This window comes from Sphingomonas sp. QA11 (assembly GCF_028473665.1).
Classification (GTDB): Bacteria; Pseudomonadota; Alphaproteobacteria; order Sphingomonadales; family Sphingomonadaceae; genus Sphingomonas; species Sphingomonas phytovorans.
On sequence record NZ_CP098774.1, the window covers coordinates 273643 to 289069 of the forward strand.

General features: G+C 66.0%; 13 protein-coding genes. 8 read left to right on the forward strand and 5 right to left on the reverse strand.

The window, feature by feature from the left end:
- Nucleotides 1-18: 18 nt before the first annotated feature.
- Both NDN01_RS01400 and NDN01_RS01405 read right to left on the reverse strand, forming a co-directional pair.
- Complete coding sequence (locus tag NDN01_RS01400; protein WP_272625355.1) at nucleotides 19-411, reverse strand: hypothetical protein; 393 nt, start codon at nucleotides 409-411, stop codon at nucleotides 19-21.
- A gap of 310 nt (nucleotides 412-721) precedes the next feature.
- The gene (locus tag NDN01_RS01405) at nucleotides 722-1927 is read right to left on the reverse strand and encodes an N-acetylmuramoyl-L-alanine amidase (RefSeq protein ID WP_272625356.1); all 1206 of its coding nucleotides are present in this window, start codon (nucleotides 1925-1927) and stop codon (nucleotides 722-724) included.
- Nucleotides 1928-2457: 530 nt separating this feature from the next.
- On the opposite strand from NDN01_RS01405, the gene NDN01_RS01410 reads away from it, so the two are divergent.
- The 6 genes from NDN01_RS01410 (at nucleotide 2458) to NDN01_RS01435 (ending at nucleotide 10133) form a co-directional block, all read left to right on the forward strand.
- On the forward strand, nucleotides 2458-5163 hold the full coding sequence (locus NDN01_RS01410) for an Rne/Rng family ribonuclease (RefSeq protein WP_272625357.1): 2706 nt from the start codon (nucleotides 2458-2460) through the stop codon (nucleotides 5161-5163).
- Between the two features lie 191 nt (nucleotides 5164-5354).
- Entirely contained in the window at nucleotides 5355-6122 is a 768-nt protein-coding gene (locus NDN01_RS01415) for a class I SAM-dependent methyltransferase (protein WP_272625358.1), read from the forward strand.
- Nucleotides 6123-6262: 140 nt separating this feature from the next.
- Nucleotides 6263-7615: a M48 family metalloprotease gene (locus NDN01_RS01420; protein ID WP_272625359.1), complete on the forward strand. Its 1353-nt coding sequence runs from the start codon at nucleotides 6263-6265 to the stop codon at nucleotides 7613-7615.
- Entirely contained in the window at nucleotides 7612-8358 is a 747-nt protein-coding gene (locus NDN01_RS01425; protein WP_272625360.1) for a DsbA family protein, read from the forward strand. The genes NDN01_RS01420 and NDN01_RS01425 overlap by 4 nt, the downstream gene beginning before the upstream one ends.
- 66 nt (nucleotides 8359-8424) lie before the next feature.
- Nucleotides 8425-9360, forward strand: a complete 936-nt coding sequence (locus NDN01_RS01430; RefSeq protein WP_272625361.1) for an ABC transporter ATP-binding protein — start codon at nucleotides 8425-8427, stop codon at nucleotides 9358-9360.
- Nucleotides 9357-10133, forward strand: a complete 777-nt coding sequence (locus tag NDN01_RS01435) for an ABC transporter permease (protein ID WP_272625362.1) — start codon at nucleotides 9357-9359, stop codon at nucleotides 10131-10133. Before NDN01_RS01430 ends, NDN01_RS01435 begins: the two co-directional genes overlap by 4 nt.
- Nucleotides 10134-10165: 32 nt before the next feature.
- Here NDN01_RS01435 and NDN01_RS01440 read toward each other — a convergent pair whose 3' ends face one another.
- Complete coding sequence (locus NDN01_RS01440) at nucleotides 10166-12040, reverse strand: CocE/NonD family hydrolase (protein WP_272625363.1); 1875 nt, start codon at nucleotides 12038-12040, stop codon at nucleotides 10166-10168.
- 315 nt (nucleotides 12041-12355) lie between these two features.
- Nucleotides 12356-13018 (reverse strand): FABP family protein, encoded by a 663-nt coding sequence (locus NDN01_RS01445; protein WP_272625364.1) that lies wholly within the window; start codon nucleotides 13016-13018, stop codon nucleotides 12356-12358.
- A gap of 229 nt (nucleotides 13019-13247) precedes the next feature.
- Here NDN01_RS01445 and NDN01_RS25930 point away from each other — a divergent pair, with 229 nt between their 5' ends.
- Together NDN01_RS25930 and NDN01_RS01455 are read left to right on the forward strand one after the other, a co-directional pair.
- The gene (locus NDN01_RS25930) at nucleotides 13248-14003 is read left to right on the forward strand and encodes a glycine zipper 2TM domain-containing protein (protein WP_443025184.1); all 756 of its coding nucleotides are present in this window, start codon (nucleotides 13248-13250) and stop codon (nucleotides 14001-14003) included.
- Nucleotides 14004-14139: 136 nt separating this feature from the next.
- Nucleotides 14140-15096, forward strand: coding sequence for a hypothetical protein (locus tag NDN01_RS01455; RefSeq protein WP_272625365.1), 957 nt, complete (start codon nucleotides 14140-14142; stop codon nucleotides 15094-15096).
- 72 nt (nucleotides 15097-15168) lie between these two features.
- Here NDN01_RS01455 and NDN01_RS01460 read toward each other — a convergent pair whose 3' ends face one another.
- A complete protein-coding gene (locus NDN01_RS01460) occupies nucleotides 15169-15393 on the reverse strand; it encodes a hypothetical protein (RefSeq protein WP_272625366.1) in 225 nt (74 codons plus the stop codon).
- Nucleotides 15394-15427: the final 34 nt, after the last annotated feature.

A 15427-nucleotide genomic window follows, 5' to 3' on the forward strand; every position in this document is an offset into this window, starting at 1 on the left:
TTGCCAGCCTGTGTGCTTTCAACCGTGCGTGTCACAGCCCGCCGGCCGCGACAGGACATAATAGACCGTCCCGTGGACCTCACCCTGCTTGGCGTCGAGCACGACGGACAACAGGTGCCCCGTCCGTCCGCCGGAGAAGACGATCATCCGGTATCCCGGAAACTTTCCGCCAGTGTCGTTGAGCAAGGGCAAATGATCGCCTTGTCCCTCGGCGAGATAGAAGCGCGCGACCTGATCAAGCCCTGCCCGCGTCGAGAATTTGAAATGCGTGCCGCAGTTCCTGGGACGCTGAGGTTCAGTGATGGTCGATCGCGGATAGGGCGCGCCGAGTCGAATGGCCGGCTGTGCGGCCATCGCTGTCTGCGCGGCAGCCAGGGCGCCGATCGCCGCCGCCACCCTTGTCGGGTTCATGCGCATGGTTCCACCGTCTCGATTTTCTTCGTCATCAGCTTCTGATCCCGCGAAATAGCCATCCGTCCAGCTCCTCTTCGCCAGCGGGCCGCACCGGCAGGCCGATTGGCTCGGGGGCGGCCGCGATTGTCATCGACCTGGCATGCCAGGCGTCTCGTGGCGCAATGCGGCGGTGGCATCGGAGGATGACGCCCTCCCGGGCTTTCCACGTGCCTGATCGTTCTAGCAGGGCCTGTGGCGGCTGTAACGGCCGCGCAATGGCGGAAGGCGCATTATCTCGCCCTCGTCAGGTCGCTTCGTGGACGGCGGCCTAGTTCGACGCGAGCCGCCTCGCGAAATGGATATCCACCGCGCGGCGGACGCTTTCGGCGATGCGCTGGCGGCCTTCGCGCGAATCGATGAAGGCGGCGTCCTTCGGGTTCGAGATATAGCCGGTCTCGAACAGGATCGACGGCATGTCGGGCGCCTTGAGCACCACCAGCGAGGCCATGCGGTGGAAATTCGGCTTCATCGGCATCAGCGGCTGCGCCTCGCGGCCGAGCAGGCGCGCGAAGCTGGCGGAGCTGTTCATCGTCTCGCGCTGGGTCAGGTCGATCAGGATCGAGGAGATGTCGGCCGAGGTCGAGGCGAGGTTCACCCCGGAGATGATGTCGGCCTTGTTCTCGCGCGCGGCGAGCCGCGCCGATTCCTTGTCGGACGCGACCTCCGACAGGGTGTAGACCGTCGCGCCGGACGCGTCGCCGCTGCCCACGCTGTCGCAATGCACCGAGATGAACAGATTGGCCTTCAGCTTGCGCGCGATGCCATAGCGTTCCTGCAGCACGAGGAACTTGTCGTCCTCCCGCGTCAGCGCCACGCGCACGCGGCCCGACCGAAGCAGTTCGTCGCGGATCGCCCGGGCGATCCGCAGCGTCACGTCCTTCTCGCGGCGGCCGTCGACCGGCGAGATCGCGCCGGGGTCCACGCCGCCATGGCCCGCGTCGATCACCACCAGGGGGCGGCTGTCGTCGTCGCCATAGATTCGCGGCAGCGCCAGGCTGCGGCTGGATTTCGGGACGGAGACCGACACCTCATATCGGCGCGCCGGTGTCACCATCCCCATGTTGAACGGCGGCAGGAAGCGCAGGCGTCGCTCCGCCGCGGCGCGGGCGAAGCTTGCATCGTCGACGGTGCGGAGCTCGAGCGTCAGCTCGCGGCCGTCCGGGCCGAACATGCCTTCGGTGACGATCGTCGGCCGGGTGAGGTCGAACACGATCCGCGTTCCATCCTCGCCGCGCGGGGCCTGGCGTACCGCGGCGACCAGGTCATTGCCCTCCACCGGCGCGCCCGGCGTGGCCCCCGCCACGTCGACCGCGATGCGCTGAGGCCCCCTGAGCACGAAGCTGGACGCGTCGGCCACGCTCTGGTCGAACCGGATGACGATGCGGTCATGCCGGATCTCGACACGCTCGACGGTCGCTGCCCAGGCGGGCGTGCCGCCGAGCCAGCAGGCCAGGAGAGCGAGAAGGAAGGACACGGGTCTGTAATGCCGCGCCGGTGTGGCAGCGGTCCAGCGAAAAGGCATGGGCGGGGGGTCCCATCGAGTACACAACAACAGCGTCCCGGGTAGCGGCCACCCCCTTCCGACACGGTGAAGCGACTGGGTTAACGTGCCGTTCGGCATAAAATTGCCGGCAACCCCGGCATGAACGTGCCGGTTGCTGCGCGAGGATAGCGGTGCTAGGCATGAAATTGCACCGGCAAGCGCCTCTCCTGGCGTCTGTTCGGTCCCATAGCCGGCCCGGCTTTTCCAGGGTGCGGCTCTTCAGGTTGACGTTCGCATGATGCATTTTCCCCGCCCCTCGTACCGACCGGTTACCACCGGCCGGGTCGCGAGCGCGCAGGGTGCCCAGGGCCAGATGCCGGGGCGTGGATCGCGAGCAGAGGCATTTTTCGAAACCACAAGCGGCACGGACAAGGGCGGCAATTCCGCCACCACGTCGCCGTATCACAATCGCGCGCGGCGGATGCCGCCAGGCCCCGGACCGCGCGCCCGGAGAATAATAAATGACCATGCGTATGCTGATCGACGCGCGGCACCGGGAAGAGACCCGGGTTGCCGTCGTCAAAGGGAACCGGATCGAGGAGTTTGATTTCGAGTCCGCCGAGCGCAAGCAGCTCAAGGGCAATATCTATCTAGCCAAGGTTACCCGGGTCGAGCCGTCGCTGCAGGCGGCGTTCATCGATTACGGCGGCAATCGCCACGGTTTCCTCGCCTTCTCGGAAATCCATCCCGATTATTACCAGATCCCCAAGGAAGATCGCGACGCCCTGCTGCGCGAAGAGGCCGAGCATGCCGCCGAAGAGGCTGCGCTGCGCGCCCAGATCGATGCCGAGGACGATCTCCATGCCGAAGAACATGGCGACGATCACGACGACGGTTTCGAGCCCGATGCCGAATCGGTCGAGCGGTTCGAGGATGATGGCGGGGCCGACCCCGAGGTAAGCGCCGGGGCGGAGAGCAAGGGCCGCGGCCGCCGCAAGCGCAGCGCCGCCGACGATGCGGTCGACGATCTTCGCGAGCGCCGCACCAACCTGCGCCATCGCTACAAGATCCAGGACGTGATCCGCCGCCGCCAGGTGCTGCTGGTCCAGGTCGTCAAGGAAGAGCGCGGCAACAAGGGCGCTGCGCTGACCACCTACCTGTCGCTCGCGGGCCGTTACTGCGTGCTGATGCCCAACACGTCGCATGGCGGCGGCATCAGCCGGAAGATCTCGAACGCGGGCGACCGCAAGCGCCTGAAGTCGATCATGGCGGACATGAAGCTGCCCCCGTCGATGGGCTGCATCGTCCGTACCGCCGGCCTCCAGCGCACCAAGGTCGAGATCAAGCGCGACTTCGACTATCTCGCCCGGCTGTGGGACGGAATCCGCGAGACCACGCTGTCGTCGTCGGCGCCTGCCCTGGTCTATGGCGACAGCGACCTGCTGAAGCGCGCGATCCGCGATATCTACAACCGTGACATCGACGAGGTGATCGTCGAGGGCGAGGCCGGGTATCGCCAGGCCAAGGAGTTCATGAAGCTCCTGATGCCGAGCCATGCCCGCAAGGTGAAGCATTATTCCGATCCGGTGCCGCTGTTCCAGCGCAGCCATGTCGAGGAACAGCTCGCCGCGATGTACCATCCGGTCGTGCAGCTCAAATCGGGCGGCTATCTGGTGATCAACCCGACCGAGGCGCTTGTCTCGATCGACATCAACTCCGGCCGGTCGACCCGCGAGCACAGCATTGAGCAGACCGCGACCGCGACCAACCTTGAGGCGGCGCACGAGATCGCCCGGCAGTTGCGCCTGCGCGACATGGCCGGCCTCGTCGTCATCGACTTCATCGATATGGACAATGGGTCCAACGTCCGGAAGGTCGAGAAGGCGATGAAGGAGGCATTGAAGAACGATCGCGCCCGCATCCAGGTCGGCCGCATCTCAAGCTTCGGCCTGATGGAAATGAGCCGCCAACGCCTGCGCACCGGCGTGCTCGAGGCATCGACCCGCCAGTGCCCGCATTGCGAAGGCACCGGCCTGGTGCGCACCGCATCGTCGGCCGGCCTGTCCGCGCTGCGCCTGATCGAGGACGAGGCGGCGCATGGCCGCGGATCGCAGCTCCTGCTGCGCGCCAGCCAGGAAGCCGCGTTCTACCTGCTCAACCGCAAGCGCGCCGAACTGGCCGAGATCGAGGATCGCTATGGCGTGACGATCGAGGTCGCGCCTGACGGCGAGCAGGAAGGCGCGCGCATGTCGGTCGATGTCTCCGGGCCGCCGCCGGCGCACGCCCCGCGCTTCGAGGCACCGATCGAGGAGATCGAGGACGATATCGAAGAGGATATCGAGGATGAGATCGACGAGGTCGAGGACGAGGAAGAAGAGGAGGCACCCCGCGAGGCGCGCGCTCCCCGCGAGCAGCGCGAGCGTGGCGAACGCGCTGAAGGCGACGAGGGCGGTTCGCGCCGCCGCCGCCGCCGTCGCGGTCGTCGCGGTCGCAATCGTCCTGAGGGCGAGGAGGGTTCAGCCCAGCAGAGTGATGGCGAAGAGGGCGAGGCCGAGACCGAGACTGATGCCGAGGTCGAGACCGCCGGCGAGGGCGAGGCCGAGTTCGCTGGCGAGCAGCCAGTGTCGGGCGAGGGCGCCGAAGGCCGCCGTCGTCGCGGACGGCGCGGTCGTCGCGGTGGCCGTCGCGGCGAGGGCGATCGCGCCGAGGGCGGCGAAGTCGCACCGGTCGACGCCGAAGCTGATCAGGCGGAGCCGATCGTCGAAGCGCCGGTAGCGGAAGAAGCGCCAGCCGAGGTCGAGGCGCCCAAGAAGGGCCGTCGTCGTCCCAAGGCACGCGAGGCCGCCGAGGTCGCGGCACCGGAGCCAGTTGTCGAGGCAGCACCGGTCGCCGTTGAAGCCGAGGCCAAGCCGGCCAAGCCGAAGCGGGCGCGTCGCACCAAGGCGGCTGCCGCGGCTGAGGCCGAGATGGCCCCTGAAGCGGTCGCCATGCCCGAGCCCGTCGCGGTCGAGGCACCCGTCGAGGCCCCGGCCAAGCCGAAGCGCTCGCGCAAGAAGGCAGCCCCCGAAGCGGTTGCCGCCGAGCCCGAGGCTTCGGCCATTCCGCTGGGCAGCGATGCCAATGGTGCGGCACCGGCCGACGAGATGGCTAATAGCGGCATCGATCCCGATCCGGGCGAAGCGGGTTCCCCCCGTCGCGGCTGGTGGCAGCGGACCTTCGGGCAATAATGCCGAACCGCTCGTCCTTTTCGGGGGCGGGCAGGGGTCGAAGTGGAAACGGCGGGGGCTCGATGCCTCCGCCGTTTTCTTTTGGCGCACTGAACCGGGTCCCCGGTTCCCGGATTTCAGCCGGCGACTATGGTCGAACCATCCGAAATCGACAAAGCCGTCGATCGCAGACTGAAGGGAACGCAGCGGCCATGCCGATCCATGACAGTGCATCGAAAGGATATGAGGCAGGCGCGAGCATTTATGTGAGTGGCCGTCCCGACTATCCGCCCGAGGCGCGCCGGTGGCTTGGCGAGGTCCTCGGTGTCGGTCCCGGTCGCTCGACGCTTGAGGTCGGGGCGGGCACCGGCAAGTTCCTCCCCTTGCTGGAAGACTGTGGCGGCCACATCCTGGCGCTCGAGCCGGTCGAGGCGATGCGCGACCTGCTCGCCCGCGATCATCCCGGCGTGAAAGCGATCGCCGGAACGGCAGAGGCAATCCCGCTGCCGGACGCCAGCATAGACGTGGTGGTCTGCGCGCAGGCCTTTCACTGGTTCGCGAGCGCCGCCGCCCTGGCCGAGATACGCCGCGTGCTCGTCCCGGGCGGCATGCTGGGGCTCGTCTGGAACGTCCGCGACGAAAGCGTCCCCTGGGTCGCGGCGCTGTCGGCGATCACCGATCCATGGGAAGGAAACACGCCCCGATACCGGACCGGGGAATGGCGACAGGTTTTTCCTGCTCCGGGCTTCGTCTTCGCCGGAGAGTGCCGCGCCGCCAATAGGCATGTCGGCAAGCCGGAGCAGGTGATCGTCCAGCGCACATTGTCCGTCAGCTTCATCGCGGCCCTGCCGGCCGGGCAGCGGGAGGAGGTGGCGCGCAAGGTTCGCTCCCTGATCGCCGCGACACCGGAACTGGCGGAAAGCGAAACAATCGCCTTTCCGTACGAAACGCGAATGTTCGCCTATCGCAGGACGGAGTGACTCGGCCCGACTCTCCGGCGTGATGCTGTTTGCCGTGGAAAAGGGCTGGGTGCGGCCTTCACCGGCCATTCACCCCGCGAACGGCAGTGCCTGCCGTCACTCCAATTGCCTGTGAGGGATTTCTCGGCGATATGTCGTCCATGAAGCGGCTCATCGCGCTGTTCGCGGTTTCCATCCTCCTCTGGGCTCAACCGGTCGCGGCGCAATCGATCCTGCGCGACGCCGAGACCGAGGCGATGTTCAACGACATGTCGCGCGGCCTGATCCTGGCGGCGGGGCTGTCGCCCAACAACGTCCGCGTCGTGCTGATCAACGATGATTCGATCAACGCCTTCGTCGTCGGGGGGCAGACCGTCTATGTTCATTCGGGCCTGCTCCAGGCGGCGGACAACGCCAATGAGGTCCAGGGCGTGATCGCGCACGAGCTCGGCCATATCGCCGACGGGCATGTCATCCTGCAGGGCGCCGGCACCAGGCCGGCGATCGGCATCACCCTGCTCAGCATGGTGCTCGGCCTCGCCGCGATGGCGGCTGGCGCGGGGGATGCGGGCGCGGGAATCATGGCCGCCGGCCAGGCGGCGGGAATGGGCAAGTTCCTTGCCTTCACCCGCGTGCAGGAAGCGACGGCGGATGCCACCGGCGCGAAATTCCTGCGCGAGGCCGGTATTAGCGGGCGGGGCATGCTGAGCTTCTTCAAGAAGCTGCAGAGCGAGGAATATGCCTATGGCCTGGCCAATATCGATCCCTTCGCGCAGAGCCACCCGCTGAGCGGCGCGCGCATCGCCAATCTGACCGGGGACGTCATGTCCTCCCCCGCCTGGAACAAGCCGAACGACCCTGCGCTGGAGGATCGGTTCCGTCGGGTGAAGGCCAAGCTGCGGGGCTATGTCGCGACCTATCAGCAGACGTTGAACGATTTCCCGGAGCACGACCAGTCGATCTACGCGCATTACGCCCGCGCCTATGCGTGGCATAAGGCCGGCTATCCCGACAAGGCGGACGCCGAATCCGAGGCGCTGGTGAAGGCAGTGCCGCACGACCCCTATTTCCTCGAGATCAAGGGCCAGATCCTGCTCGAGGCGGGCAAGCCCAACGAAGCGCTTGGCCCCCTGCGCGAAGCGACCGAGCTGTCGCGCAACGCGCCGCTGATCGCCACGACCTTCGGCCATGCGCTGATCGCGACCGACAACAAGGCGAACTATCCGGAGGCGATTAAGGTCTTGCGCCAGGCGGTGGCGCGCGACGACGACAATCCGTTTGCCTGGTATCAGCTCGGTACTGCCTATTCACGGTCGGGCGACGAACCGCGTGCCCTGCTCGCGACGGCGGAGCAGGCGAGCCTGACCGGCGATGTCCGCACCGCGGCCTATGCCGCGCGGGGTGCGATGCAGGGGATCCCGCCCAACAGCAGCGACTGGATTCGCGCGCAGGACATCGCCATGACCGCGCAGAACGAAATGGACGACAACCCGAAGAAGTATAAACGCCGATGATCGAACGCCTGTCGAAAAATCCGCTGGCGCTCGCCGCGCTGGCGCTGGCCGCTGCGTTGGTCGGCGCGGGCGCCCTGTGGCTGGTCCAGCTCGCCGCGCCCTCCTCGCTCGCCAGTGCTGATCAGGCGCGTGTCGAGCGTGTCGTGCACGATTATGTGCTCGCCCATCCCGAGATCATCCCCGAGGCGATGGACCGCCTGCGCGCGCGGGAGACGGGCAAGGCGATCGCGGCGAACAGCGATGCCATTCTGAAGCCGTTCGGCAGCGCCTGGGCGGGCAACCCGAACGGCGACGTCACCGTGGTCGAATATTTCGACTATAATTGCGGCTATTGCCGCGCCAGCCTGCCCAATGTCGCGCAGCTCATTGCGTCCGACCCCAAGGTGAAAGTGGTCTATCGCGAACTGCCGATCCTGGCCGAGACAAGCGCCGCCGCCGCCAGGCTGAGCCTTGCCGCCGCCGACCAAGGGAAGTTCACGGCATTCCATGACGCGCTGTACGCCGCCGGGCAGGTGACGCCGGAGAGCATGGCGGCCGCGGCGAAATCCGCTGGTATCGACATGCAGCGCGCCGCCGCGTTCGCACCGCGCGCGGAGGCGGAGATCGCCAGCAACCTCGCGATCATGCGGCAGCTCGGCATGACCGGCACGCCGAGTTTCGTGATCGGGAATCATGTCGTCTCCTCGGTCCTCTCGTTCGAGGAGCTGCAGAAGGCGGTGGCGGCTGCGCGTGCCGCCAGCTGAGTTTTCGCGGGGCGGTTGTTCCGCCCCGATGGCGACATTATTTGTGCCCCAACGAAAAGGGGCTCCATGGAAACCATCCTGTCCGTAAAGGGCGTCTCCAAGACTTATGCGTCCGGCCATCGTGCGCTCGAACCGGTCGATCTCGATATCAGGAAAGGCGAAATCTTCGCGCTGCTCGGGCCGAACGGCGCCGGCAAGACGACGCTGATCAGCATCATCTGCGGGATCGTCACGCCCTCGTCGGGCAGCGTCACGGTGATGGGGCATGATGCGCTGACCGATTATCGCTCGGCGCGCCGGCTGATCGGGCTGGTGCCGCAGGAGCTGTCGGTCGACATGTTCGAGACGGTGCTGGCGACCGTCCGTTTCAGCCGCCGCCTGTTCGGGCGGCCCGGGCACGATGCCTATATCGAACAGGTGCTGCGCGACCTGTCATTGTGGGACAAGCGCAAGTCGAAGATCATGGAATTGTCGGGTGGCATGAAGCGCCGCGTGCTGATCGCCAAGGCGCTGTCCCACGAACCCGACATCCTGTTCCTCGACGAGCCCACGGCGGGCGTCGACGTGTCGCTTCGCCGCGACATGTGGAAGCTGATCCACCGGCTGCGCGAAAAGGGCACGACCATCATCCTGACCACTCATTATATCGACGAGGCGGAGGAGATGGCGGACCGGGTCGGCGTGATCGACAAGGGCAGGATCATCCTGGTCGAGCAGAAGGCCGAGCTGATGAAGCGGCTGGGCAAGCGGCAGATGCTGATCTCGCTGCAGGAGCCGATGACGAGCGTGCCGGCCGCGCTGGGCGAATGGCAGGTCGAACTGGCCGATGAGGGCCGCACGCTGACCTACAGCTTCAACGCGGAGGACGAGCATATCCCGGCGCTGCTGGGCAAGCTCGGCGAGCTCGGTATCGGTTACAAGGACCTGGAGACTCACAAGAGCTCGCTCGAGGACATCTTCGTCGACCTTGTCGAACACAAGCCGGCGGAGAAAGCGGCATGAGCGGGGCGGGTATCAACACCCATGGCATCTGGGCGATCTATCGCTTCGAGATGGCGCGCGCGCTGCGCACCTTGTGGCAGAGCCTGGTCACGCCGGTGATCACCACGTCGCTTTATTTCGTGGTGTTCGGCGGCGCGATCGGATCGCGCATGCAGGAGGTTGGCGGGGTCGGTTACGGCAGCTTCATCGTGCCCGGTCTCATCATGCTGTCGCTGCTGACCCAGAGCATCTCCAATGCGTCTATCGGCATCTATTTCCCCAAATTCACCGGCACCATGTTCGAACTTCTCTCGGCGCCCGTCTCGGCGATGGAGATGGTGGTCGGCTATGTCGGCGCGGCGGCGACCAAGTCGATCGTGCTGGGGCTGATCATCCTCGCCACGGCGGCGCTATTCGTGCCGCTGCACATCGCGCACCCGCTGGCGATGCTGACCTTCCTGGTGCTGACCAGCGTGACGTTCAGCCTGTTCGGCTTCATCATCGGCATCTGGGCCAAGGGGTTCGAGCAGCTGAGCTTCGTGCCCGCGCTGCTGATCACGCCGCTGACCTTCCTTGGTGGCGCCTTCTACTCGATCGACATGCTGCCCGAGCCGTGGCGCACGGTCAGCCTGTTCAACCCGGTCGTCTATCTGGTCAGCGGATTCCGCTGGGCGTTCTTCGACAAGGGCGATGTCAGTGTCGCGGTGAGCCTTGGCGTGACGGCGCTGTTCCTGGTGGCGTGCCTCGTGCTGGTCGGGTGGATCTTCAAGACCGGCTGGCGCCTGAAGAATTGATCCAAATCCTCCCCGGAACGGGGAGGATCTGATCACATCACCGGCAGCGTCACCTTCGACCCGGCGCACACCTTTTGCGTCGCCTTCACGAAATCGCCGGCCCTGGCGCGGGCGATGTTCGGCACGAATTTCTGCGGGTTGCGGTCGAGCATCGGGAACCAGCTCGACTGGACCTGCACCATGATGCGGTGCCCCTTGAGGAAGACGTGGTCACGCTCGTGCAGCGGCACGTCCCAGGCCATGACCTTGCCCGGCACCAGCGCCTGGGGCGCCGTGTCGCTGGCGAGGAAGCGGCCGCGACGAACGTCCATCGCGATCGGGAGCTGATAGCCATTCAATGACCTGGCATAGTCGCCGGGCTGAAATTGTTCGGGCGCCTTCACATAATTGTCGGGGAAGACGTCGATCAGCTTGACCACGAAATCGCTGTCGGTGCCGCTGGTCGAGGCCATCAGCCTCGCGGCGACGCTGCCGGTGACGGTGAGGTTCGCGGTCAGCGGCGCGGTCATGTAGCTCAGCACGTCGGGCCGCCCGCCGAGGAAGCGCTGGTCGGCCGCTTCCCACCAGCGCCAGTCGGGGCTGAGATAGGTGCCCGACATCGGCCGCTGGCGGAACGGCACCGGGTTCGCGGGATCGGAGACATAATCGCGGCACGCTTCGCCGGCCGGGGGCGCGGTGAAGGAGAGCGAACCGTCGGCGTGGAGGAACAGGTCCTTCGCCCTGGCGCCGGTCGCCGGCCAGCTTTTATAGTCCTGCCATTTCCAGCTGCCGCCCTGGAAGCTCTTCACGCCAGCTTCGGGCCGCTTGCCCTTGCCGTGGAGCCAATAAGCGAAAAAGGGCGCCTCGATCTGGTCGAGGAACTGCTGGCCGCTCGGCACGCCATAAGGGATGGGGCCGAGGGTGTCGTTGGACGTGCGCCAGGTACCGTGCGCCCAGGGGCCGGCGACCATCGACACGAGCCCGTCGGGATCGTTCTGCTTCTGCTTGAAATAGATCTGCCAGGAGCCCCAGGGGTCCTCCTGGTCCCAATAGCCGGCGACGTTCAGCGTCGGCACCGTCGCCTTGCCGAGCGTGTCGCTCCAGCGCTGGCTCGTATAGAAGCTGTCGTGATTGGGGTGGTCGAGCAGCGACGTGAACATCGGCACCCGTCCCTTGAAGTACCGCTTGTCGATATTCTCGACAGGGCCGATCTTCAGGAACCAGTCATAGGTGTCGTAGCTGTCATAGTCGAACGCCTTGTTGTCGTTCTTGTCGATCTGGAGCCCATAGACCCAGTCGGTCGCATAGCTCAGCCGCAGCGCGCCGTTGCGGTGCAGATCGTCGTTCATCCAATAGTCGATCCACGCCGCCTGCGGGCTGACCGCCTTCAGCGCCGGATGCGGATGGGCGAGCGCGACCGCCGCGGCGAAGCCGGGATAGGAGACGCCCATCATCCCGACCTTGCCGTTATTGTCCGGCACGTTCTTCACCAGCCAGTCGATCGAATCATAGGCATCGGTCGCCTCGTCGATCGCCTTGGGATCGTTCGGATGGACCGCCGTCGACAGGGTGAAGACGCCATCGGACTTGAAGCGCCCGCGCATCGATTGCGAGACGAAGATATAGCCGTCCCTGTCCAGCGCGGCCCAGCCCTTCGGCACCGACGACGGTGCGGTGAGGCTGAGGCCATAGGGCGTGCGCGAGAAGAGGATCGGCAACGGGCCGGTCTGGTTGCGCGGGCGAAGGATGACGGTCTGCATCCTTGCGCCGTCGCGCATCGGCACCATCACCTCCTGGAGGATATAGGGCGATTGGGTGGTTTCGGCCGGGGCGGGAAGGGGGGCCGCCTGGGGATGGCCGGCGATCGCGGGAGCAGTCGCGCCGAGCAGGAGCGCCACGACGGCGCAGGCGGATTTCAGGTGATGCACGAAAGTCTCCCCGGCTTGATGCCCGCATCCTGCGGCCGGACGGGCGGAAGTCAATCGTTGCGCACGGATACGACCCGCTTGCCTGGGCGGTTCGACATTCAGAACCGGCCCGTCGGCGGCCCAAAGAGGATGGTTCGCGCGGAGGCGCGGAGGACGCGGAGCAGCTGCGGCCGGCAGCTCGGGCGGTTTGCGGTGATAAGTACGTCCACAAACACGCAGCTTACCAGCGCCCGATGATCGAGCTCATATCAGCTCAGCGCCCTCCGCGCCTCTGCGCGAACCCTTCTCCTTGCTGCAACCGCGCCAACGGGCTGGTCACGCATCCTTGGTCGCGTTCCGCTTCGCCAGGATCGCGGCCAGGGGATTGGGCCTGGGTTCCCCGACTTTCTTCAGGGTGTTCTGGTCGCGGTGTGTGAACGGTGCCTCGCGGCCATGCACCAGGAGGACGGTATCGGTGACATAGCTCCAAGTGCCATCGGCATTGAAACTGATCTCGATGCGATAGTTGTCAGTCCGGAACGCATATTCGAGAAAGGCGGTCGAGCAGATGCCATAGCCGGTCTCGCCACGGGTCGCGGACACCACCAGGCTGTCGGCGTCGGCAGTCGACTGGCCGGAAGCGAGCGCCACCTGGCCGCGCGGAATCGCCAGGGTCTGGAGAACGAGGCCGGTCGCGGGCTCCCACAGCCAGTAGCCGACCTGGTCGTGGAAGGTGATGTCCTCTTCCTCGGTCGTGATGTGGATGTGGTAGCGGAGCCCGTAGAAGAGCTGCGGCCCGTTCGCCTGCGGGTCGATCGGATCGAAATCGATATGCTCGATGAAGACACGGCGTTCGGGTCCGTCCGCCTTTGGGTTCAGGTCGACGCCCTTGCGGGCGCGCCAGCGCCCCGCCAGCCGCCGAAGCGGCCCCAGATTGGCGAGCGTATCGGGATCGACGTCGCTTGGTTCGGTGAAGACGTCTTCCGGGAAACCAATCATCGGAGATCCTTTCGGGTTGAACGGCAAGGGAGCAGGTCGAGCGGGATTTTCAAAGCCCGATTTCGTTTCGGAAGCGTGTGGAAAGGGTGGCCTGGCTTGCGGTTCGTGGCGTTAATCGGGACGGTCGGCTGATATTCGTCGAATAATGCGGCCGGAATGGCACTTATTCGTTCATGAGGGGTTTCGGTACGCAATCGTATCAAAAACGATGTAACCTCAGGAGCAGAATATGAAGATGATCACCCTGTGCAGCGCGCTGGCGCTGGCCGCGATCGGTTGCGCACCGCTTTCTGCCCAGCAGCCGCAGGATTGGCGCGGCAATGGCAGTTCAGGTTGGGACCGCGATTCATTCTGGCGCGGTGCGCCCGCCGGCCCGCGCGAGCGGATCACCTTCCTGCAGCAGCGCATCGATCGCGGCGTGGCGGATCGCAGCCTCGACCGGGGCGAGGCACGCCGCGCGCAATATCAGCTCAACAGCATTCGCATGGATCTGAACCGTGGCCGCATGACACCCGATCGCCGCGACATGATCCTCGGCCGGCTTGACGATCTGAGCCGTTCGCTGCGCTGGATGCGCAACAACGACCGGGGCGGGTATCCGAACGGCCGTGACGGGTATCAAAACGGCCGTGACGGCTATCAGAACGGCCGTGACGGCTATGGCGGCCAGGTCGTGACGCGCGAGGATGATCGCCGATTCGCGACCGACTATGACGCCTCGCGCGATTATCGCGACGATCCCCGCTATACGGAGCGTCGCCTGTCGTCGAACGACCAGGTCTATCGCGGTTCCGACGGGCGCTATTATTGCAAGCGCAATGACGGCACGACCGGCCTGATCGTCGGTGCCATCGGTGGCGGCATCCTCGGCAACATCATCGATGGTGGCCATAACCGGGCAGCGGGCACGCTGATCGGCGGTGCGCTGGGCGCGCTGGCCGGCAAGTCGATCGACCAGAAGAACAGCGACGTCCGTTGCCGCTGATCGGCGGGGATCAATCTCTCGATAGTTAAAGGAGGCCCCGTCGACGAACCGGCGGGGCCTCGTCGTTTGTGCGCGGTGCGTGCGGGCGCCGGGTAGACGCCGTATGGTCGATTCGATCGGCCCCGGGGAGGGAATCATGGCCAGTTTCATCATCTGCCGGCAGGCTGCGCGTGTGGCCGCGGGGCTTGCGGTCGTCGCGGCCGGCACCGCCTTTGCCGAGACCATCACGATCAGCGGACATTTTCCCGCGCGGAACCGCGAGGCGAGTTATCTGCAGCGGCTGGCGATCGACCAGTTCCGCGGCCGCGATGGCGCGCAACTCTCCAACGCGATCGGCGATGCGCTCGCCGAGGCCCGGAACGGGAGCGGACCTCATTTCATGCTGCTCGGCGATCCCGGCACCCGGGCTGACGGCGTGCTGAGCGGATCGGCAACGTCGGACTGGGAGGAGCACAGGGTGCAACTCACGCGCAACCGCTGCGTCGAGCGTGCAGAGCCGGAGCCGGGGAAAAAAGGCGACGGCAAATGCACCAGACATGAAGACGTGCCGGTCCCGTGCATGGAGCGCACGACGAGCCTGACCGCGTCGCTGCGCATCGTGCGCACGCGAGACGGCGCGATCGTCTATAGTTCGACCAAGCCCCGCAGCGAGACGATAAGCTGGTGTCCCGGCGAAAGCCCTTCGCGCAGTGCCGAAGCCACGATTGCGAGCATGATCGACGATATCGCCGGGGAGACGCGCGGCGATATCGCGCCGAAAGGCGAGACCTACAAGGTCCGGTATCGGGAGGATCGCACCGGCCTGTCGAAACACTTGGCTGAGCAGTTCAAGGCAGTGCTACGGCAGACCAAGACCGATGGCCCGGGCGCCTGTGCCGGCTGGGCGTCGATCGCTCGCGAGCAGCCTGGCCAGCACGCGCTCCTCTTCAACATGGGGCTGTGCACCGAGGAACGCGGGGATTATCCGGGGGCGATCGATCTGTACCGCCAGGCCGGGGCCGCGAAGCATGGGGACGACGTCAAGGTGGCGATCGGCCGGGCCCAGTCGCTGATCGCGGGCGCCGAGGATGAGGCGCGTTTCCGGCGCCGCTAGCCCGAAAAAGGTCCGCCACGCCGAAAGCGGGTCCGACGTGGCGGTAGTAGGACAGGGTTAGAGACGAGAACTTTAGTTGCGCGCGACGGGGGCCTTGGCGGGCTGGTCGTTGCGGGCGATCTCGGGCGCCTTCGCGTCGCACTTGACGATCGGGGTGGTGATACCCTTGCCGTGCGGCGCGACGTGCTGGGCCAGGGCGCATTGGCGGGCGCCATCGGTACGCGGCGCATCCGACGCGGCGACGGCCGGGGCGGCGGCGCCCAGCAGCGCGGCAGTGAAAGCGATACGGACAAGCATGGACTATTCCTCGTAAATAATTGCGAGTATGCCC

Coding starts and splice junctions, on each gene's coding strand:
- NDN01_RS01400 (WP_272625355.1), bottom strand. CDS start 411: ATGAACCCGACAAGGGTGGCGGCGGCGATCGGCGCCCTGGCTGCCGCG.
- NDN01_RS01410 (WP_272625357.1), top strand. CDS start 2,458: ATGACCATGCGTATGCTGATCGACGCGCGGCACCGGGAAGAGACCCGG.
- NDN01_RS01415 (WP_272625358.1), top strand. CDS start 5,355: ATGCCGATCCATGACAGTGCATCGAAAGGATATGAGGCAGGCGCGAGC.
- NDN01_RS01420 (WP_272625359.1), top strand. CDS start 6,263: ATGAAGCGGCTCATCGCGCTGTTCGCGGTTTCCATCCTCCTCTGGGCT.
- NDN01_RS01425 (WP_272625360.1), top strand. CDS start 7,612: ATGATCGAACGCCTGTCGAAAAATCCGCTGGCGCTCGCCGCGCTGGCG.
- NDN01_RS01430 (WP_272625361.1), top strand. CDS start 8,425: ATGGAAACCATCCTGTCCGTAAAGGGCGTCTCCAAGACTTATGCGTCC.
- NDN01_RS01435 (WP_272625362.1), top strand. CDS start 9,357: ATGAGCGGGGCGGGTATCAACACCCATGGCATCTGGGCGATCTATCGC.
- NDN01_RS01445 (WP_272625364.1), bottom strand. CDS start 13,018: ATGATTGGTTTCCCGGAAGACGTCTTCACCGAACCAAGCGACGTCGAT.
- NDN01_RS25930 (WP_443025184.1), top strand. CDS start 13,248: ATGAAGATGATCACCCTGTGCAGCGCGCTGGCGCTGGCCGCGATCGGT.
- NDN01_RS01455 (WP_272625365.1), top strand. CDS start 14,140: ATGGCCAGTTTCATCATCTGCCGGCAGGCTGCGCGTGTGGCCGCGGGG.
- NDN01_RS01460 (WP_272625366.1), bottom strand. CDS start 15,393: ATGCTTGTCCGTATCGCTTTCACTGCCGCGCTGCTGGGCGCCGCCGCC.